The organism is Hyunsoonleella sp. J2K-J805 (genome assembly GCF_057167125.1).
Genome location: NZ_CM169901.1, coordinates 2,798,450 through 2,819,009, shown reverse-complemented (window position 1 = coordinate 2,819,009; position 20,560 = coordinate 2,798,450). Strand labels below are relative to the sequence as shown.

Genomic DNA, 20,560 nt, shown 5'->3' with positions numbered 1-20,560 from the left:
ACTGAACAAACTATTTATTTCAATCCACTCAATACCAATACTGGGATTTTAGTGTAAAAGTCTTTCTTTAAAATAGTATTCTTTTCCCATTTCTTAGCGAAGAAACCTCTTCTTCGCCTTACCACACACAACATATCAGGACTATAAGATTGAAAATGTTCTAAAACGCCTTGAAAAGTTGTAGGGTTCTCTGTTTTGGTAATGTTGTTAATAACACTCTTTAAATCAGCGTTTACATCAAAATCACCTTCTTTATGATACGGTGTTTTGACCAACAATAAATCTACTGCGCATTTAAATTTATCCTTAACATCTTTAAGAGGCTGTAATGCATTACCCTTTTTGATGATTGCAGACTTTATTGCCATTAAAATATTAGATGGGGCAGAGAATTTATAACCTTCAGGAACAATTAAAGCTGGTACATCCATCTGTTTCACAATTTTCCCCGAAGTCTTTCCAAGATAAACTTCCTCCTTAATAGATGTTGTTTTAGGTTCAATTAAAACCAAATCTACATCTGCGGCATTACAAGCTAACTCTAACGTATTTATCAGATCACCTTTTAAAGTTTTTACGATAACCTCAACACTTTTGGTATCAACTTGGGATACTAAATTATTCATGAATGATAAGCTTTCACGCTCAATTATACGATCTACTTTTATCATTGTACCCGCCTTTGTAAATATATTATACACCTGTACTACAAAAAGTTTTGCGCCAAAAGCTTCAGCAAAATCTACAGCATATTGCAAATGACTCACCGCATTTTTTGACGATCCAACAGGAACTAAAATATTTTTCATACGAAAAAGTTAAAGCTTAAATTTACAATAAATTTCAGGGCAAAAGTAAATAATTTAATGATACGGAAAGCAAAATCTAAGGATATCAATAGTATAATAGAAATCACCAAAGCTTGCGCCGCATATATGATAGCGCAGAACATTTTTCAATGGAATGAAAATTACCCTAGCACCTTAGCTTTTGAAAAAGATATTAAACGAGATGAGTGCTATGTTTTAGAAATTAACGGTACGGTTATAGGATGCATTACCATTTCAACATTTATGGATGACGAATATATCCCAATATCGTGGTTAACGCCTAATAAAAACAACATTTACATCCATCGTTTGGCAGTACATCCAGATTATCAAGGCAAAGGCTATGCACAAAAACTACTTACATTTGCCGAAAACCACGCTATGGCAAAAAACTACATTTCCGTAAGATTAGATACATTTTCGCAGAACAAAAGGAACCAAAAGTTTTACGAACTTCGGGGTTATAAAAAATTGGGAGATATTTACTTTCCAAAACAAAGTGAATATCCTTTCCATTGTTATGAATTAGTCCTGTGAGCAATAACATCAGCTTAAAATACATCAACAAATTGGCTATTCCAGCCTTAATCTCTGGAATATCAGAGCCTATTTTATCAATTACAGATACTGCTATTGTTGGTAACGTAGACATTAATCCGGTAGAATCTCTTGCTGCCGTTGGAATTGTAGGTACTTTTTTATCTATGCTTATTTGGATTTTAGGACAAACCCGAAGCGCCATTTCTGCTATAATATCACAATACTTAGGTGCAGATAATCTGGAATCTGTTAAAAATCTCCCGGCTCAAGCCATTTTTATAGTCACATCTCTAAGCTTACTAATTATTGTAAGTACATATCCATTTGCAAATGAAATTTTTAAACTCTATAATGCATCTAATCTTATTTTAGAATATAGCGTACTATATTATAAAATTAGGGTTTTTGGTTTTCCATTTACTTTATTTACAATTGCTGTTTTTGGCACATTTAGAGGTTTACAAAACACCTATCATCCCATGATAATCGCCATTATTGGAGCATCCGCAAATATTATCCTAGATTTTATTTTGGTTTATGGTATTCCAGGATATTTAGACCCTATGAATATAGAGGGTGCAGCCTACGCCAGTGTTATTGCACAAATTCTTATGGCATTATTTTCAGCGTATTTTCTATTAAAAAAAACGAATATACCCTTAATACCAACCTTTCCGTTCAATAAAGAGATTAACAGATTCATCATCATGATTCTCAATCTTTTTGTTAGAACATTGGCACTCAATATCACCTTGTATTTTGCAACAAGATTTTCCACAGGTTATGGTAAAAACTACATAGCAGCCTACACCATTGCTATTAATTTATGGTTTTTAGGCGCTTTTATTATTGATGGTTATGCAGGGGCTGGCAATATTATGTCTGGAAAATTATTTGGAGCACAACATTACAAGGACCTCGTTAATCTCAATAAAAAGTTAATTAAAATCGGACTGGTAGTAGGATTCATTTTAACCATCGCAGGATTTATTATTTACAAACCCATCGGTATACTTTTCACTAAAGAGCCAGAAGTATTACAGCGCTTTTACGATATATTCTGGATAGTACTCATCATGCAACCGATCTGCTCCATCGCATTTATTTTTGATGGTATTTTTAAAGGCTTGGGTAAAATGAAAACACTAAGAAATGTATTACTACTAGCTACGTTTTTAGTTTTCATTCCAATATTATACGGTTTAGATTATTTCGGTTTTAAGCTAAATGGTATTTTTATTGCACTTACCTTTTGGATGATAGCTAGAGCCTTACCTCTTCTTATTAGTTTCAATAAACAATTTATTCCACTTGCAAAAAACAATTAACTTTGTAGCAAATTTTTAAGCAAAGCAATGCCTTTTTTAAACTTCATTCAAAATCCAGATATAGAAGAAAAAATTAAAAACGCGCCAGATAGCGGTTACGAAATAGGAGTGTTTATAGGTTCCATGATACCATTTGTGGTATTGGTTATTATCGCTTACATGATTTTTTATTACAACAAAAAACGCAATAGTAATAACTAAATTCGCGTAATTTTAGATAAAAACAAAGAAGATAGTATATTTGCCTCCCAATAATACGCAAATGAGCAATATAAGAATTACCAAACAATTTTCATTCGAGGCTGGTCATGCCCTCTATGGTTATGATGGTAAATGTAAAAATATACATGGCCACAGTTATAGCCTTGAGGTAACCGTTATTGGCAAACCTATTACAGACACTTCAAACGTAAAGTATGGTATGGTTATCGACTTTGGCGATCTTAAAAAAATTGTAAAAACAGAAATCGTTGAGATATTTGACCACGCTATCGTTTTTAATAAAAATACGCCTCATGCCGAACTAGGAGCCGACTTAAAAAAACAAGGCCATAATGTTCTTCTTGTAGATTATCAGCCTACTAGTGAGATGATGATTATAGATTTTGCAAAAAAAATTAAAGCCCATTTACCAGAAAATATCAAGTTACATTCTTTAAAGCTTCGTGAAACAGCCACTAGTTACGCAGAGTGGTTTGCTTCTGATCAAGATTAATTTTTGGACACTACCACAAACCTTCGAGAACCTCAGGACTAAAGGTAAGGTCTACCCGTTGGCTGGTAGGCTTTCACTACTCGCTCCCTCCTATTTGTCGGGGAGCTTAAACATTTAGCTTGTACTGAGCGTATTAGAAGTATTCAATCCCTGGCACGCTCATCCACCAATACCATTGTATAATTTTACACATTTAATAATTTGTAATAGTCTCTCTTGAAAGAAAAATGAGATTTCTCCCTTCGTAGGAATACATTATATTTACGTCATGCAAATTCCAAAAGGAAAAAAAATATATTTCGCTTCTGATAACCACTTGGGCGCCCCAACCCGCGAAGCATCACTACCTCGCGAAAAAAAATTCGTTGCATGGTTAGACGAAATCAAAAAAGATGCAGCTGTCATCTTTTTATTGGGCGATTTATTCGACTTTTGGTTTGAGTATAAAACCGTTGTACCTAGAGGATTTACAAGAACTTTGGGAAAGCTTGCCGAAATTTCCGATTCTGGTATCCCCATTCATTATTTTGTGGGTAATCATGATTTATGGATGAACGGGTACTTTGAAGAAGAGTTAAACATTCCCGTTTATCATAAACCCAAAGAGTTTACTTTTAACAATAAAATCTTTTTTATTGGGCATGGCGATGGTTTAGGCCCCGGAGATAAAGGGTATAAACGGCTTAAAAAAGTGTTTACTAATCCATTCTTTAAATGGGTGTTTCAATGGGGTCATCCTGATATTGGTATGCGGATTGCCCAATATTTTTCAGTAAAAAACAAATTAATCTCTGGAGACGAAGACGCCACTTTTTTAGGAGAAGACAACGAATGGTTAGTGCAATATTGCAAGCGAAAATTGTATGATAAACATCGTGACTTTTTTATTTTTGGACACAGACACTTGCCCTTAAATATTGATTTAGGTGAAAACTCAAAATACATTAACCTTGGTGACTGGATTCAGTACTTTACTTATGCAGTTTTTGACGGAGATGACCTCGTATTGAAAGAGTATAAGCATTAGTCTTGCTGAACCTCACTAAACCTTAACATCTTTTCTCAAATCCAATGTTCTAAGCGGTTTATTCTTAATACCCATAATTGTAACGGTAAGCAGAGTAGCACAACCCCCTAGAACTACCGCTAATGGTGCACCAAATATTTTGGCAGCAATACCACTTTCTAAAGCACCTAATTCGTTTGAAGAACCTACAAACATGGAGTTTACCGCACCAACTCTACCACGCATTTCATCGGGTGTTTTAAGTTGTAAAATAGTCTGCCGTATTACCATTGATACACCATCAAAGATTCCCGCAACAAATAGCGCAACAACACTTAGCCAAAACAGTTTTGAAGCACCAAAAACAATCATTGCAACACCAAAGCCAAAGACGGAAATCAACAACTTTTTTCCTGTATTTTTGGTTATTGGTAAATATGTAGTTGCTAACATAGTTAAAATACTTCCCAAAGAAAGCGATGCATTTAAAATTCCAAATCCTTTGGGGCCAGCGTCTAAAACATCCTTTGCAAATACGGCAAATATGGCTACCGCACCACCAAAAAGAACCGCAATCATATCTAAAGTCAAAGCTCCTAAAACAACCTTATCATTAAAAACAAATCGCAATCCAACTTTTAAACTTTCCTTTACCGATTCTCCTGTTTTTGTGTTTAGTATTGGTTTCTTTTTAATAAAAAAAACGAGTACCAAAGCAATCATTACCAATAAGAAAATGATACCTAAGGTTTGATTAACTCCAATATAGGCAATTAAAAACCCTCCAACTAGAGCACCAGTAACTGATGCGCCTTTCCACGTGCTACTGCTCCATGTAGCGGCATTTGGATATAGACTTTTAGGAACTAATAATGCTATTAATGAAAATATTGTTGGTCCGAAAAAAGCCCTTAGTATACCACCAAAAAACACGAGACCATAAATTGCCCATACAATATAATTGGTACTCCAAGATGCTTCAATGTTTTGAGAGGTTAACCAAAATAATCCAAAACTGATTAGAGAAAATAAGGCAATAATTAATGAAAATAAGTTTCTTTTTTCTTTTCTATCAACAATATGGCCTGCAAAAGGTGCCATAAAAAACGCGGGGATAAATTCGCAAGCACCAATAATACCAAGACTTAATTCGTCATTAGTAAGAGAATATACTTGCCATTCAATAACTACAAATTGCATAGACCAACCAAAAACTAAAGCAAATCTTAGCAACAAGAAAATATTGAACTCTCTAATTCTAAGCGCAGCGTATGGATCGTTTTTGGCCATAACTACGCTTTAATATCCCTTAATTTTAATTGCAACGACACGTTACCTCGCCATTCATTTTCATCAATGGAATATACAGCCTTAAATGGTTTTCCCTCAGAAATTAATTCGTATTTATCTCCCATCCCAAAACCAATCGCCACGATACTATTGGAATCTGTTTGGCTTGCAGTAATTCGCAGATGTGTTTTATCGGCGCCAACACACTTACCATAACCAGTATCTTTTAAATTATCGGTCATAAACACAGGTGTCATATTACTTGGTCCGTAGGGTGCAAATTGTTTTAAAATTCTATAAAATTTAGGCGTAATATCTTTTAATTCAATTTGGGTGTCAATCTTAATTTCTGGAGTTAATAAGTTTCTATCAATAGTTTTGGAAACTTCATCTTCAAAAGCTTGCTTAAAAGCTTCATAGTTTTCTTCTTCTAAGGTTAAACCAGCTGCGTATTTATGCCCACCAAATTGTTCAATATATTCTTTGCAAGCCTCTAAAGCATTATATACGTCAAAACCTTTTACTGAACGTGCAGAAGCCGCTAGTTTCCCTCCACTTTTGGTAAACACCAAAGTAGGTCTGTAATAGGTTTCCGTTAATCTTGAAGCCACAATGCCTATAACACCTTTGTGCCAGTCTTCATCATAAACTACTGTAGTTAATCGGTCTTGTTCTTTTTGATCCTCAATTTGCTGTAAAGCTGCTTCTGTAATTTCTTTATCGGTGGCTCTTCTTTCTAAATTATAGTTGTCAATATCAGCGGCGTGTTTTTTGGCATCTTCATATTCTTCATCTGCTAATAAGGTAACGGCAAAATTCCCATGCTCCATACGGCCTGCAGCATTAATGCGCGGCGCAATAATAAAAACCACATCAGTAATGTTCAACTCAGTTTTCTCAACTTGATCGATAATCGCTTTGATTCCTGGTCTTGGATTGGTGTTAATAACATGCAATCCAAAATAAGCCAAAACTCTATTTTCACCATCAATTGGTACAATATCTGCGCCTATGGCTGTCGCCACCAAATCTAAATATTTTATTAAATCTTCAGCCGTTTCTCCGTCCTTTTGTGCTAAGGCTTGAATCAACTTAAACCCAACACCACAACCACATAACTCCTTGTAAGGGTATCCACAATCTTCGCGTTTTGGATCTAAAACCGCTACTGCTTCAGGAATATTTTCTCCAGGTCTGTGATGATCGCAAATGATAAAATCAATACCCAATGTTTTTGCATAGGCTACCTTATCTATGGCCTTGATACCACAATCTAAAGCTATTATTAATGAAAAGTCATTCTCTAAAGCAAAGTTGATACCCTTTTTGGACACACCATACCCTTCGTCATACCGATTAGGGACATAAGTATATACCAGATTATGCTTAGTTTTAAGATATGTAGACATCAACGCTACTGCGGTAGTACCATCCACATCATAGTCGCCATAGACCAGAATATTTTCATTATCAGCAATGGCCTTTTCAATACGCGCAACGGCCTTGTCCATATCCTTCATTAGAAATGGATCATGTAGATGGCTTAAACTAGGACGAAAAAATGCCTTTGCCCCCTCATAAGTTTCAATACCGCGTTGCACCAAAAGCGTTGCGACTACCTCATCAACTTGAAGTGCTTCTTGTAAATATTTTACCCTTTCTAAATTTGGTTTTGGTTTAAGCGTCCAGCGCATGCAATAGGTTTAAAGTTTAAGGTTTCAAAATTTAAAGTTGCTCGCTCCAGCTTAATTATTATGAAAAAAGGTTTTGATGTCTAATTCTGAAAACTGACGGAACATTTCCATTACACCGCAATATTTTTCAATAGACAAATCTACCGCACGTTGTAATTTCTTTTCATTTAAGTTTGATCCATGGAAATGAAAATGCATTGCTACTTTATCATAGTATTTTGGATGCTCATCTGTTAAATTTGCCTCAATATCTATATTAAAATCATCAACATCCAGCTTCATTTTCTTTATTAAAGCAGCCACATCTAACCCAGAGCAACCTGCTAACCCTGATAACATTAAGGCTTTAGGGCGATACCCTTCACTTTTGCCTCCGTTTTCTTCGCCTGCATCAATAAATAAATTATGCCCCGAAGGATTGGTGCTTTCAAATCGCATTTCTCCTAACCATTTTGTCGAAACTTTTACTGCCATTTTTCTGAATTATTTTTCGTTAATTGTAAAATCAAAAATACTACTAAAAAAATAAAATCATGCCTTTAGTAACACCATTATCTCCAGAGCACGATCTGGAAACCAAAGCACTTGCAGAATTCTTTAATGAAACCTTGGGTTTTTGTCCAAACTCAGTATTAACAATGCAACGTCGTCCTGCCATCAGTAAGGCATTTATCAATTTAAATAAAGCGGTTATGGCTAATGAAGGACGTGTAACATCAGCCTTAAAACGTATGATTGCTTGGGTTTCTAGTAATTCCACAGGTTGTCGCTATTGTCAAGCCCACGCCATTCGAGCTGCTGAACGTTATGGCGCAGAACAAGAGCAATTGGATAATATTTGGGAATATAGAACGCATCCGGCATTTAGTGAAGCTGAACGTGTGGCTTTAGATTTTAGTTTGGCGGCTTCGCAAGTACCAAATGCTGTTGATGAAAATATTAAAAGGCGTTTGTATGAACATTGGAATGAAGGTGAAATTGTTGAAATGCTTGGAGTGATTTCTCTGTTTGGGTATTTAAACAGATGGAATGATTCTATGGGAACTTCCATAGAAGATGGAGCCGTGGAAAGTGGTGACCAATATTTAGGCAAACATGGTTGGGAAAAGGGGAAGCATGTTTAGATTTATGAACAACGATTAACAATTTTAGATTTAAGAATATATACTAGATGGAACAATACTGCCCAAACTGCAAAGAATTAGTATCTAAAGTAGAATTAGAATGTGAAAATTGTAGTTTTCCATTGGCAGGAACGGAAAAGGAAAAAGCAATTTTTATTGGTAGACAAATTTCAAATAAATCGAAAATTGGTGATGCGAAAGAATCCCAAGCTAAGGCACAACGCATTTTATACATAGTTGGTGGTTTACAGATAATAAATGGCATTTTGGTTTATTTTAATACTAAAAGTGTGGTAGACACCGCTTTTTATATTGTTTTGGGCTTACTTCTAGGAATATTTGGATTTTTTTCGTCAAAAAAGCCAATTCTTTTTCTCTCCTTAGCTCTTTTATTGATGCTAGGGTATTATGCTCTGCTTTATTCTATTAATACAGAACTTGTGTTTAGAGGGATTATCTGGAAAGTTGTTATTATAGGTTTCTTAGGTTATGGTATTTGGAATGCTATTGAAGCTAAAGAATTAAAGAAACAGAATAAGTTTTTAGATAAAGAATAAGCGCTTCGAAATATTTGATATTAGATAAACCTCTTCAGAAATAGGGAGGTTATTATTTAAAATACGTTCCCTCACCCAAAAGCACACTTCACTCATTAGTCGTTTTACAGCATGGTGTTTCGTATTAGGTTTGATGTATCAAAACACCAAACCACATGAAAACACAACTAACCAAAACACTATCTTCTCTTCTCTTGGTGCTTTTGCCTTTGTCTTTGTTTGCGCAACAGAGCTATGTATCAGGAATTTTGAAAGATAAAAAGGGTAAGCCAATCCCTGGAGTGAATATAACAATTAAAGGATCTTCTCTAGGAGTTTCTACCGATTTTGATGGCAAGTACAGCATTTACTGTAAAGTAGGCGATGTACTTCAATTTAATTACATCGGATTCAAAACTCAGGAGGTTACCGTCACCGAAGCTATGTTTAAAAATGCCTCGGGTATTTTCAGCATACAAAAAATCGCTGTTAACCCAATAAAAAGTGATGCATATAAAGCGTCTGTCAAGAACATCAAAAGAGAGCCCTTTCCTGTTCCTTCCATTCTTGATTCAGGGAGAACCTACAACCGAAGTTCATACTTTCAATACAATCGCATCAAAACCATAGCCATTGAAAAGGATAAAGTAAAACTCACCTATTTTAATCCTGACGTATACTTTGAAGTGGGATTGAAAACCATAAACGGCTTTCAGTTTGTAAAAAACAGTAACCTGCCCCAACTGCAAAATACATACAGCCAAGGACTTTCGAACAATGGCGAATTCATAGTTCAAGGGCCAGAAACGGGCAATGTGTTTTCGTATGGGCCACAATTAAACGTTTTGGAATTTGATGGAAGCGCTTACGAATATGATACAAATGGAAGACTTGTTGGCATTGGAAACGGAAATGGTGTACCAGCAAATGTTTATGATAATGCTGTTTTTAATACCACTATAAAATCAACACACAATGCTTTTATTACTATTAGCACCGATGTTGAATCCTTTAAGTTTGATGTTACAAATACATCGCAAAAGGATTTATACGATGTTGAAAGAAGCGCATCCAATAATTTTTTATTGGGTTATGAAAAAAAGTCTATCTACGGAAAACCATCGTGGGAGGCCTTTGTAAAATTTGGAAATCAAGACAACAATCAACCCAACATCAACGGTTTTCAAAATAATTTACTATTGAATGCGTGGATAACACCACCAAGTTTTGAAAATGCCCAAGGAGATAGGTTGCAAGATGGCTCACAACGCAGTTTTAGCCCCGACCAGTTTAACAATCCAGAGTGGCTGCTGAAACACAACAGAAATTCAGAAAAAAACACCCATTTTGTAGCTAGTCTAAACAATAAAATTTTCGTTACTGAAGACATTTCAATCCATACTAAATTAAATTACGGCAACTTTAAAAACAACCAATATTTTGGATTGGTAAGAAACACCAATGGTTTTGAAAATGGTTATTTAAGCGATAGAATTGTTGATAAAAATAATGTTAATGCCTCAATAGATTTTGATTTTAAAACTGAAATCAACGCTTCAAAAATCGAGTTTAGTGCCGAAGTGGACGTTTTATTCGAAGATTTAAAATACAGCCTGTTTCAAGCGGAAGGTTTTGATGCATTCTCATTTGGAGATGCACAAACCAACACACTTAACCAAAGACATTTACATAGAAATACATTGCGCTTACAAAACAAATTCACTTATAAATCAAAGCACGATGCGTTAATTGTGGGACTCACCAATAACTCTTACGTATCTTCCATTCAAAACAACAAATGGTTTTTACCGACACTACAGGTAAAATGGGATTTAGATCACCTTGTTGATATCTATGACTTTTATAACATCTACATTTCTGCGGGAACATCTTATGATGTTAACGACGCTGCTTTATTGTATGGAAACCTAAGTCACAACGGTTTAAATATTCGCCCAGAGGAAAGCCTTAGCTACAGAGCAATTAACGATTTATTTATTGATGACGAATTGTTACTTGAGGAAAAGGAAAGTTTTGATGTAAACTTCGGTTTTAGATTTGCAGCTTTGGGAGCATATTTTGATTTTGATTTTACTCACTTTAGTTCACAAACTAAAAACACAGTATTTCCAATGGTTGAAAACAATACGTTTCAGCTTAAAAATGTAGCTGATGTAAAAAATCATGGCATTGAAATAAATTTTGGTTCGCGTATCAACTTCTCCAGTAATTTTAGCTATCACCCAAAACTTACGTTTTCGACATATCGACCAAAAGTCACCAAATTATTATTGAATAACGATCGTATCCCAGTAGCAGGGTTCTCCACAGTTTCCAAAAATCTAATTGAGGGACAACCATCGGGTGTTATTGTAGGATCAGCTTATGCAAGAGACGCAAATAATAACATGATAATTGGTGATGATGGATTTCCTCTAGTGGCTTCAGAACCTAAAATTATAGGCAATCCCATTCCCCGTTTCAATATTGGTTTTAATAATCATATTGCATTACACGGTTTCACACTCAACTTTTTAATTGACTTTCAAAAAGGAGGCGATGTATGGAATGGCACGCAAAATGTTTTGAACTATTTCGGGGCCTCTCAGCAATCTGCTGTACTACGGAATATTAGCAATTTTGTGTTTAACGGCGTTAACTCTCAAGGAAATTCAAATAGTATCCCAGTAGATTTTTATAATCCGAATACTGATATTTCAGAAAACCGCTTTGTGCGCTATGGTTTTGAAGGGGTAGCAGAAGGTGCCATTTTAGACGGTAGCTACATTAACCTAAAATCTATCGATTTAACCTATAGCCTTAAACGCAATGCCAGTCATGAATTTCTCCGCACCTTTGAGGTTGGATTATATGCCAATAACCTCATCACTTGGACAAAATTTAGGGGTGCCTCACCTTACAGCAGTCTTTTTAACCATAGTTCTGCAAGAGGACTCAACTTTTTCAACGCACCTTTAATTAGCGAAGTAGGCCTAAAACTCAACCTTAAAATATAAACCCATGACAACGACAATAAAAACCATTGTGCCCACATTTCTATTCGTTTTTTTAGTGACGGCATTAACGTCTTTCACTACATATTTTACCGAAAGAGCACCTATAGAAAAGATATATACCCACACCGATCGCCCATTTTATTTTCCAGGGGAAACCGTATGGTTTAAATCTTATATCGTTGCTAACGACAATACTATTTCAGGTGTGAGCGATATTATGATTGCCAAATTAATCTCGCCCAAAGGTGTTGCTGTAAAAACCATAAAGCTTTCTGTTGAAAACGGATATGCCTATGGAGATTTTCATATTGATAACAATTGGGTTGGTGGCATATATACCTTAGAAACCTACACAAATTGGATGCGTAATTTTGGTGATGAGGCTGTTTTCACAAAGAAAATCACCATCCAAAAAGTGGTAAAACCTAATGTATTGCTAAACTTAAAGTTTGAAAAAGAAGGTTATGGAAAATCTTCTGAAGTGATTGCAAATTTTGAAGGCAAAGACTTAAAAAACAATCCTTTAAAGTCAAAAAACATGCGATTTGAAGTATCAGCAAAAGGAGAAAAAATCATCTCAAAAACAATAACTACAGATGCTGATGGAAAAGCAAAACCAACATTTACCCTTCCCAAGGATTTAAACACCACAGATGTTGTTTTAAATATTTTAGTGCCGCATAATGGCACTACCGAATCCGTTTCCAGAAGCGTCCCCGTGGTTTTAGATAATATCGATCTGCAATTTTTCCCAGAGAGCGGAAAACGAATTGCCAATACTGAAAATACCATTGCTTTTAAAGCACTTAACGAATTTGGAAAACCCGTGGACGTTTCAGGGGATATTGTTGACGAAAGCGGTAATCTTATCACAACATTCCATAGTTTTCACGATGGTATGGGAACATTTAAAATTTCAGCAGAAAACAACCATATTTTATATGCTAAAATCAAATCGCCTTTTGTCTCAGAAAGAGCTATTGCGCTTCCTAGTGCGCATCAAAACGGTACGCGCTTTTCGGTAATTACTGATAGTTTATCTACAAAAGTTAAGCTCTTTTCAACAGAAAACAAGCGTTTAGAAATTCAAATTTCCAATACGTCCAAAACACTGTACAGTAAATCTGTAAGTCCAATTAGAAAAGAAATTGTCATAAAGACCAAAGATTTCCCCATCGGTATTTCAAAATTCAGCATTTTGGATGAAAACAAAAACCTTATAGCAGAACGTTTAGTGTTTCTTAATGCCCATAAACAGTTACATATTGATATTCATTTGGATAAATCGGTATATCAAACCCGAGAAAAGGTAAAAGCGAATATTATCACAACCGATGCCAAGGGTAACCCTGTGTCGTCAAACCTGTCCGTTGCCATTTCAGATAACAAATTGTTATCCTTCGCCGATGACAAACAGGACCATATATTATCTTATCTATTAATGTCTTCAGAATTAAAAGGAAGCATTCATAAACCATCGTTTTATTTCAATCCTAAAGAGCCAAAGTCATACAAAGCCTTAGATTACGTAATGCTTACCCACGGTTGGAGAGATTATCTGCACACCTCTGATGTAACCTACGAAAATGCAGCTTTCAAACCTGAAAAAAGAGGCATACATTCTGGTCTTGTAGTTGATAAAAAGGGAAATCCTGTAAAGGCCAAATTATTATTGTTCAATCAAGATGGCTATAATGTTTTGGCGTTTGAAACCAGCGATAAAGGCGAATTTCAATTCAAATCGGTGGCTTTAGCAACATTAACCTTGTTGGCTTATACCGATGATGGCAAACCTTTAAAAATTATTAAGAACAAGTTGAAAAACGGCAACTTTTATGATGAATCTATAAGCGAATTTAAGGTCAATTCAAATGAAGCTAAAAAATTATTATTGAACGAGAAACCCCTTCAAACTAAAGTTAAGCAAAAAGCAACTGCTGATATTGCCTTAATGGAAGACGCCGCTGCTTTAGATGAGGTAGTTGTTATTGGTTACGGTTCTATTAAAAAAAGTGCGGTTACTGGAGCGGTATCTCAAGTGATTGCTGAAGATATTTCAATAGAAGGTGATGTGGCTCGTGCTTTACAAGGGCGTGTTGCTGGGGTCGAAGTATCTGAAGGGTTTGCATCAGGAGTATCAGGTAAAATAATGATTCGTGGCGCTAGTTCATTCAATGGAAATAATGCCCCTCTAATTGTGGTGGACGGTGTGATTTACGATGAAACGTTTCTCTCGAATGTGCAACCAAGCCAAATACATTCGGTAAGTGTTTTAAAAGATGCAGCAGCCTCTGCAATTTATGGTAGTAGAGGTGCAAATGGCGTGATTATAATCACCACAAAAAACAATCATTTTTACAATTACGGAAAGAAAAAATTAAATAATGCCAAATACAATAACTACACTGCGCTTAATTTTTACAATTATAATTTCCCAAAAACCTACGCTTCAAAAGTGTTTTATGTACCCAAATACGATAGTAAAACAATTCCTGAGGAGCGTACCGATTTTAGACAAACCATTTATTGGAATCCTGTGGTACAAACCGATGAAAATGGGAAAGCCGAATTTGAGTTTTACAATTCTGATGCCATAACCTCTTTTAAGATTACTGCTGAAGGTATTGCGTTTAACGGGCTTGTTGGCAGAAATGAGAAACTGTACGCCACCAATAAATTACTAAATGTAGATTTTAAAGCACCCAATTATATGGCTTTGAATGACACTGTGGTATTGCCAATTTCTGTTACAAATGAAACAAAGCTTCCCATTACTGCAAATCTACAGTTGTTATTGCCTGAACATCTCAAACTTTTAAAGCCTTTCGATTCTAAAATCACCTTGGACGCCCAAAGCACTTCAATTAAAAACATAAGTGTTATCCCTATTAAAAAAGGAGAAGACGTTACTATTCAGGTGAATTTAGAGTCTGAAGAAGGTTCTGATACTGTAAAAAGAAATGCTACTGTTTTAAGTCCATATTTCCCAACGGAATTATCTGTTTCTGGATCGAAATCGCAGTCTTTCAACTTTGATATCAATCATATTGTGAACCATAGTTTAGAAGCCGAATTTACTATTTATACTGATGTAGTGGGCGACGTAATGAATGGCATTGAGGGACTCATTAGACAGCCTTATGGGTGTTTTGAGCAAACATCATCAAGTACCTACCCAAATATCATGGTTTTGAAGTATTTAAAACAAGCAGGTAAAAGCAACCCTGAAATTGAGAAGAAAGCCATGAATTTCATTAAAAAGGGTTATAAACGCTTGATAAGTTTTGAAACCAAGGAAGGAGGCTTTGAATGGTTTGGAAGTACACCGCCACATGAAACCTTAACCGCTTATGGGATTTTAGAATTTACTGAAATGAAAGAGGTGTATGCAGGCGTAAGTCAAAGCATGATTGATAGAACCGTAAAATGGTTGATGAGCAGAAAAGATGGCGAAGGTGGATTTCAGAAAAGCAAAAAGGGTTATGATAGTTTTGCGAGTTCGCCTATTGATGTGGCCAACGCCTACATTGTTTATGCTTTAAGTGAAGCTAACATTAATGCAGATTTCCGTTTGGAATATAATACAGCTTATAAAGAAGCTTTAGAGAGCAACGATACGTATAAAATGGCACTTTTAGCATTAACAAGCTACAATTTAAACCAAACTGAAAATGCAAAAACCTTGATAAAAAAAATAAAAAACAATATTGATAGGTATGGTTTTAAAGACCTTCCTGTTACCAATACGATTACCCGTTCTTACGGCGACGCCAAAAACATTGAAACTGTTGCATTTACATTACTTGCTTTAATGCGCGAAAACAAAGCTAATGATGGTTTGATAGCAAAAGGCATTAAACATATTGTATCTGAACGAAAGTATAACCGATTTGGATCCACACAATCCACGGCTATGGCGTTAAAGGCACTAATAGCCTATACAAAACGCGAAAAACAAAAAATAATTAATGAAAATGATACTATTGAGCTGGTGATAAACGGTAACACATTACGTGAAAAATTAAGTATGAACGCCGATGGTAAACTAATTATTGACAATATTTCGAATTATTTCACTGATGGCAATCAAACGCTCACAGTGCGTTTCAATAACCCGAATACGTCGTTCCCTTATTCCTTGAATGTAATATGGGATAGCAGTTTACCTGACACTTCCAAAGCATGCCCCTTGGAATTGGAAACCGTAATTTCTGAAACATCATACAATGTTGGCGATAATGTAAGTATGACCATAAACGTTTCAAATAAAAAAAGAGAGCAATTAGGTATGGTAACCGCTATTATCGGTATACCATCAGGAGCAACCCCACAACCCTGGCAACTCAAAGAAATTTTAGAGCAACAAAAGGTAGCTTATTATGAAATTTTCGATAATTATTTAGTGTTTTACTGGCGGGAGTTTGATGCCTCTGAAACTAAAACTATCCGTTTAGATTTAAAAGCGGATATCGCTGGAAACTACAAAGCACCCGCAAGTACAGCCTATTTATACTATGGTGATGAATTTAAAACTTGGGTATCGGGAAACACCTTAAATATTAAGAATTAAACCATTCCTTTTTTTGCCTTATTGGTTAAAGCCTTCTCAGAAATGGGGAGGTTTTTTTATTGAATCAACAAGTGTAAACCAATTGTCCTTTTTTTATTTAGAGTCTTTTAATAGCTTCATTGTCAATAATCAGGTAAAAGCAAATTTCGTGTCTTAAACCAATCCAAAAGACTGATCTATTTTACACAGAAATAACAAAAATAATGGAGCCTTCTATTATAAAAATATTGGTAATAACAATCTTCTTACTAATAGCATTGGTTTTAATTTATATAGATAATCGCAAAAAAGAGAAACATGAAATCGACATATTAAATAATTTAAAAGGACAAAGCTCAAAGAAAATTATTGCTCAAGCGAAATATAAAAAAGAATCAAACTCTAGAAAATTTACAACCATTAAAAAATTGATCGATTACTTTAAGATGTTATTTACTCTTTTCTGAAGTTCTGGCAACACCTCAACCTCAAACCAAGGATTCTTAGTCAACCAAAATCTATTTCTAGGTGATGGATGTGGCAAAGGCACATACTTAGGCAAGTATTCTTGATAATTTTTAACAGTTTCTGTCAACGTTTTTTTCGCCTGTTTACCCAAATAGTAGTTTTGAGCATACATACCTATTAAAATCACCAGTTCCACATTTTTAAGTCCATCAAAAAGAGGTTTATGCCATTGTGGTGCACATTCTGGTCGAGGTGGCAAATCGCCTGTTTTGCCTTTTCCTGGATAGCAAAAACCCATGGGGACTATGGCAAACTTTGTTTCATCATAAAAATCTTCATCACTAACATTTAACCATTTTCGCAATTGCTTTCCACTAGCATCGTCCCAAGGAATTCCAGAGACATGTACTTTGGTTCCAGGTGCTTGACCAATAAGAACAATTTTAGATTCTGGGTGCGCAGAAACTACAGGTCTTGGACCTAAGGCTAAATGTTTTTCACAAATAGTACATTGTTTTATGTTTTTAAGTAACTCTTGCATTAGTACAAAAACCCAAATAAATACAACGGAATAATGTTTAGGCTACCAACTTCCATATCATCTCTTACTACAAAACTATTTTCAATACCTTGTATTTGTTTTGTTTTTTTATTTTTCCCTCCAATCTCAAACGTATATGTTCTATCTACCAAAAAATCGCCTTTTTCTGCAAGATGAACGTTATGTAGGTGCTTCATCTGGTTTGCAAAAAATGTTTCGCGTAGTGTTCCTGTTTCTGCATTTTGGTTTCCCAAAACATGAACCAAATTAGGGTTGTTTAGAAACAGTTTTTCGGGTTTTGTTAATGCACCAACACCTTTTGTTGGTTTGTAAAGTTCCATTACCAAATCTGCCCTATTTAAAAACCTTAGTGCATTGATAAGAAAACCTCTTGTAACACCTAAGCGTTCACTCAGTTTTGTTATGTTTGGGGTAAAAGGTGCGCTTTGGGCAATTGCCACCAATAGTTTTTTTATTTTTCTGCTATTTTCATACGATATGTTCTCAACAGCATTCAAATCTATATCTAAAATCAAATTTATTGTTTGACTAAGTTTATTAGCGTAACTATTTTTGTTTTCTAAATAATATGGGTAAGCTCCATATTTTATATAATCCTTAAATGATTTTAAAGGTGTAGGAATTAAATCTTTTAAATCTAAAGCAATTTGCTTGTGATTTTTCAATAGGTGTTCTAAATCAAATATAGGTAGTGTTTCGTATTTGTTTTCAAACTGCAAAAATTCTCTAAATGACAATTCTTTTAAATGGTATGTAACTGCTCTTCTACTTAAATCTGATTCTCCTTTGTAAATTTCTAACATTGAAGATGATGTGAACACAATATTCAAATGAGGAAACTGGTCATAGAGTAACTTTAGCTCTCTAGACCAATTGGGATACTTATGCACTTCGTCTAATACAAGATGCGTACCTCCATATTGGCTAAATTCCCTAGCTAAAGACACTAAATTATGTTCCAAAAAATACAGATCATCCAATGTAACATAAAGGGGTTCGCTATTTTCAGGTAATTTGAATTTAATATATTGGAGCAATAATGTTGTTTTCCCCGAACCTCTAGCTCCCTTTATTCCTATAAGGCGATTAGACCAATCTATTTTATCTAATAAATAGCGTGTTTTATTAGATAAACGTTTAAGTAATAAGTTTTGAAATTCAAATAATCGATCCATTTTGTTATATAATCAAAACAAAAATAATAAAAATTGTTTTTAAAAAAAACGTTTTTACAAACAATCTGTTTTTATAAAAAACAAATCGACTAGATTTGTACTATTTTTTTCCCCCAACCACAACCACAATTTCACCTTTTGGCGATTTATTAGTGTAATATTCCAAAACCTCCTTCGCTGTTCCACGAATGGTCTCTTCGTATAATTTGGTTAATTCTCGAGATACAGAAACAGGTCTGTCCTCTCCAAAATATTCACAAAAATGCCCTAAAGTTTTAACTAATTTATGCGGACTTTCATAAAAAATCATGGTTCTGTTTTCCTCGGCTAAAAGAAGTAGCCTTGTTTGTCGTCCTTTTTTAACGGGCAAAAAGCCCTCAAAAACAAATTTATCATTTGGCAATCCGGAGTTTACTAAAGCAGGTACAAAAGCGGTTGCTCCTGGCAAGCATTCTACTTCAATACCATTTTCAATACATGCCCTAGACAATAAGAATCCAGGATCGGAAATAGCAGGAGTTCCCGCATCACTAATCAACGCAATAGAAGTGCCTCCATTTAGTTTTTGAATGATGCCTTCAACAGTTCTATGCTCATTATGCATGTGGTGCGATTGCATGTGGGTTGTAATTTCAAAATGCTTTAGTAGTTTCCCCGAAGTTCGAGTATCCTCCGCTAGAATTAAATCTACAGCTTTTAAAACTTCAATGGCTCTAAAGGTGATGTCTTTTAAATTTCCGATGGGTGTAGGAACAAGATAAAGTTTACTCATGTGTTAGTTTGGTAAGAACAAAATCGCTTTCTTCTTTTTAGATTCCCGCCTTCGCGGGAATGACAGTTTAAAAAGAAATATCGATAAAAATATCAAGAATTTTTTTTCAATTAAACTTAGCTTCAACAATTGCTTTGAAGCGTTCTTCAAACTCTTCTTTTCCTTCCCAGTTATTGTAATCAGGTTTCACAATGGTTTCAATAAAGCGCCTTGCGTCTTCAAAGGATTGAATGGTATTTAATTGGGAAATCACACGATCGTAATCAGTGGCATTACCATCAAATAGATGCTTGATAAATGCAATTTTATCATTGAGACCGATACTCAAACCACCACTTTTTATACGGTCGTTCAACGTTTTTTTCTCCTGTCCATTTTGTTGTTGCACCTTTGAAATAGGCTCAAACACGGGCAAATCCCTAAAATCTGCAGTTAAATCTTCCAACTCGCCTTTATAGGTTTCCTCTTTAGGTACCACGGATTCAATAATCTTATCTACTTCCTCTTGTTGCTTTGTTTTCTCTGGCATGAACTCCACCATATCTTTAATTTTGTTCATAACAGGTTCTGAAATGTCATCCTCAACCACATCATCCAAATTGATGTATATTTTATCTTCAACCTCAATATTATCGCTTATTTTATTATTAAACGCAGTATCTAGCATATCAAAAAATGAAGAGTTATTCCCAATTGTGGGAATATCATCTTCAAAATTTTCATGAGCAAATTTTAAAACCGATAACTTTTCATAAAGCACGCGTGCTTCTTCATGCATCTTTAAAACATCTTCCTTTCCTTTTAATTTAAGAATTCTGTGTGCGATACTTACCAACTCAGATTCTAGCTTCTTCTTCATCTTAATACAATTTTAAAAATTAATGCGTTTTACACTTTTGATTTTAATAAATTTACGCCACCTTTATAGAAAACGTGCAATAGCTTAGTTTTAGT

The 20,560-nt window shown here is 34.9% G+C and carries 17 protein-coding genes; 9 read left to right on the top strand and 8 right to left on the bottom strand.

The window, feature by feature from the left end; all coding sequences use genetic code 11:
• Positions 1-14: 14 nt before the first annotated feature.
• Positions 15-809: a universal stress protein gene (locus tag AC1B0Z_RS12520; protein ID WP_483792384.1), complete on the bottom strand. Its 795-nt coding sequence runs from the start codon at positions 807-809 to the stop codon at positions 15-17.
• A 57-nt stretch (positions 810-866) separates the two neighbouring features.
• Between AC1B0Z_RS12520 and AC1B0Z_RS12515 the strand changes: the two genes are divergently transcribed.
• The 5 genes from AC1B0Z_RS12515 to AC1B0Z_RS12495 all read left to right on the top strand — a co-directional run bounded on the left by AC1B0Z_RS12515 (position 867) and on the right by AC1B0Z_RS12495 (position 4,440).
• Positions 867-1,367: a GNAT family N-acetyltransferase gene (locus AC1B0Z_RS12515; RefSeq protein WP_483792383.1), complete on the top strand. Its 501-nt coding sequence runs from the start codon at positions 867-869 to the stop codon at positions 1,365-1,367.
• Positions 1,364-2,698: an MATE family efflux transporter gene (locus AC1B0Z_RS12510; protein ID WP_483792382.1), complete on the top strand. Its 1,335-nt coding sequence runs from the start codon at positions 1,364-1,366 to the stop codon at positions 2,696-2,698. The genes AC1B0Z_RS12515 and AC1B0Z_RS12510 overlap by 4 nt, the downstream gene beginning before the upstream one ends.
• A 27-nt stretch (positions 2,699-2,725) precedes the next feature.
• Positions 2,726-2,899: a hypothetical protein gene (locus AC1B0Z_RS12505; protein WP_483792381.1), complete on the top strand. Its 174-nt coding sequence runs from the start codon at positions 2,726-2,728 to the stop codon at positions 2,897-2,899.
• Positions 2,900-2,960: 61 nt separating this feature from the next.
• Positions 2,961-3,413, top strand: a complete 453-nt coding sequence (locus AC1B0Z_RS12500; RefSeq protein WP_483792380.1) for a 6-pyruvoyl trahydropterin synthase family protein — start codon at positions 2,961-2,963, stop codon at positions 3,411-3,413.
• A gap of 268 nt (positions 3,414-3,681) precedes the next feature.
• Positions 3,682-4,440 (top strand): UDP-2,3-diacylglucosamine diphosphatase, encoded by a 759-nt coding sequence (locus AC1B0Z_RS12495; protein ID WP_483792379.1) that lies wholly within the window; start codon positions 3,682-3,684, stop codon positions 4,438-4,440.
• A gap of 15 nt (positions 4,441-4,455) precedes the next feature.
• Here the strand turns inward: AC1B0Z_RS12495 and AC1B0Z_RS12490 are convergent, their stop codons facing one another.
• From AC1B0Z_RS12490 to AC1B0Z_RS12480, 3 genes are read right to left on the bottom strand one after another with little or no spacing between them, the layout of a single operon-like run.
• Positions 4,456-5,709, bottom strand: coding sequence for an MFS transporter (locus AC1B0Z_RS12490; RefSeq protein ID WP_483792378.1), 1,254 nt, complete (start codon positions 5,707-5,709; stop codon positions 4,456-4,458).
• Between the two features lie 2 nt (positions 5,710-5,711).
• Entirely contained in the window at positions 5,712-7,403 is a 1,692-nt protein-coding gene (recJ, locus tag AC1B0Z_RS12485) for a single-stranded-DNA-specific exonuclease RecJ (RefSeq protein ID WP_483792377.1), read from the bottom strand.
• A 51-nt stretch (positions 7,404-7,454) separates the two neighbouring features.
• Positions 7,455-7,877: an OsmC family protein gene (locus AC1B0Z_RS12480; protein ID WP_483792376.1), complete on the bottom strand. Its 423-nt coding sequence runs from the start codon at positions 7,875-7,877 to the stop codon at positions 7,455-7,457.
• Positions 7,878-7,936: 59 nt separating this feature from the next.
• On the opposite strand from AC1B0Z_RS12480, the gene AC1B0Z_RS12475 reads away from it, so the two are divergent.
• The 4 genes from AC1B0Z_RS12475 to AC1B0Z_RS12460 all read left to right on the top strand — a co-directional run bounded on the left by AC1B0Z_RS12475 (position 7,937) and on the right by AC1B0Z_RS12460 (position 16,650).
• Entirely contained in the window at positions 7,937-8,527 is a 591-nt protein-coding gene (locus AC1B0Z_RS12475) for a carboxymuconolactone decarboxylase family protein (protein ID WP_483792375.1), read from the top strand.
• Positions 8,528-8,574: 47 nt separating this feature from the next.
• A complete protein-coding gene (locus tag AC1B0Z_RS12470) occupies positions 8,575-9,084 on the top strand; it encodes a hypothetical protein (protein ID WP_483792374.1) in 510 nt (169 codons plus the stop codon).
• Between the two features lie 155 nt (positions 9,085-9,239).
• Positions 9,240-12,080 carry a carboxypeptidase-like regulatory domain-containing protein gene (locus AC1B0Z_RS12465; RefSeq protein ID WP_483792373.1) on the top strand — a complete coding sequence of 947 codons (2,841 nt, stop codon included), beginning with the start codon at positions 9,240-9,242 and terminating at the stop codon, positions 12,078-12,080.
• A gap of 4 nt (positions 12,081-12,084) precedes the next feature.
• Positions 12,085-16,650 carry a TonB-dependent receptor plug domain-containing protein gene (locus AC1B0Z_RS12460; RefSeq protein WP_483792372.1) on the top strand — a complete coding sequence of 1,522 codons (4,566 nt, stop codon included), beginning with the start codon at positions 12,085-12,087 and terminating at the stop codon, positions 16,648-16,650.
• A gap of 415 nt (positions 16,651-17,065) precedes the next feature.
• Here AC1B0Z_RS12460 and AC1B0Z_RS12455 read toward each other — a convergent pair whose 3' ends face one another.
• From AC1B0Z_RS12455 to AC1B0Z_RS12440, 4 genes are all read right to left on the bottom strand, one after another.
• Positions 17,066-17,638 carry a uracil-DNA glycosylase family protein gene (locus AC1B0Z_RS12455; RefSeq protein ID WP_483792371.1) on the bottom strand — a complete coding sequence of 191 codons (573 nt, stop codon included), beginning with the start codon at positions 17,636-17,638 and terminating at the stop codon, positions 17,066-17,068.
• Positions 17,638-18,834: an ATP-binding protein gene (locus AC1B0Z_RS12450; protein WP_483792370.1), complete on the bottom strand. Its 1,197-nt coding sequence runs from the start codon at positions 18,832-18,834 to the stop codon at positions 17,638-17,640. The genes AC1B0Z_RS12455 and AC1B0Z_RS12450 overlap by 1 nt, the downstream gene beginning before the upstream one ends.
• A gap of 100 nt (positions 18,835-18,934) precedes the next feature.
• Positions 18,935-19,606 (bottom strand): 16S rRNA (cytidine(1402)-2'-O)-methyltransferase, encoded by a 672-nt coding sequence (rsmI, locus tag AC1B0Z_RS12445; protein ID WP_483792369.1) that lies wholly within the window; start codon positions 19,604-19,606, stop codon positions 18,935-18,937.
• 106 nt (positions 19,607-19,712) lie between these two features.
• On the bottom strand, positions 19,713-20,465 hold the full coding sequence (locus AC1B0Z_RS12440) for a hypothetical protein (protein ID WP_483792368.1): 753 nt from the start codon (positions 20,463-20,465) through the stop codon (positions 19,713-19,715).
• Positions 20,466-20,560 lie beyond the last annotated feature (95 nt).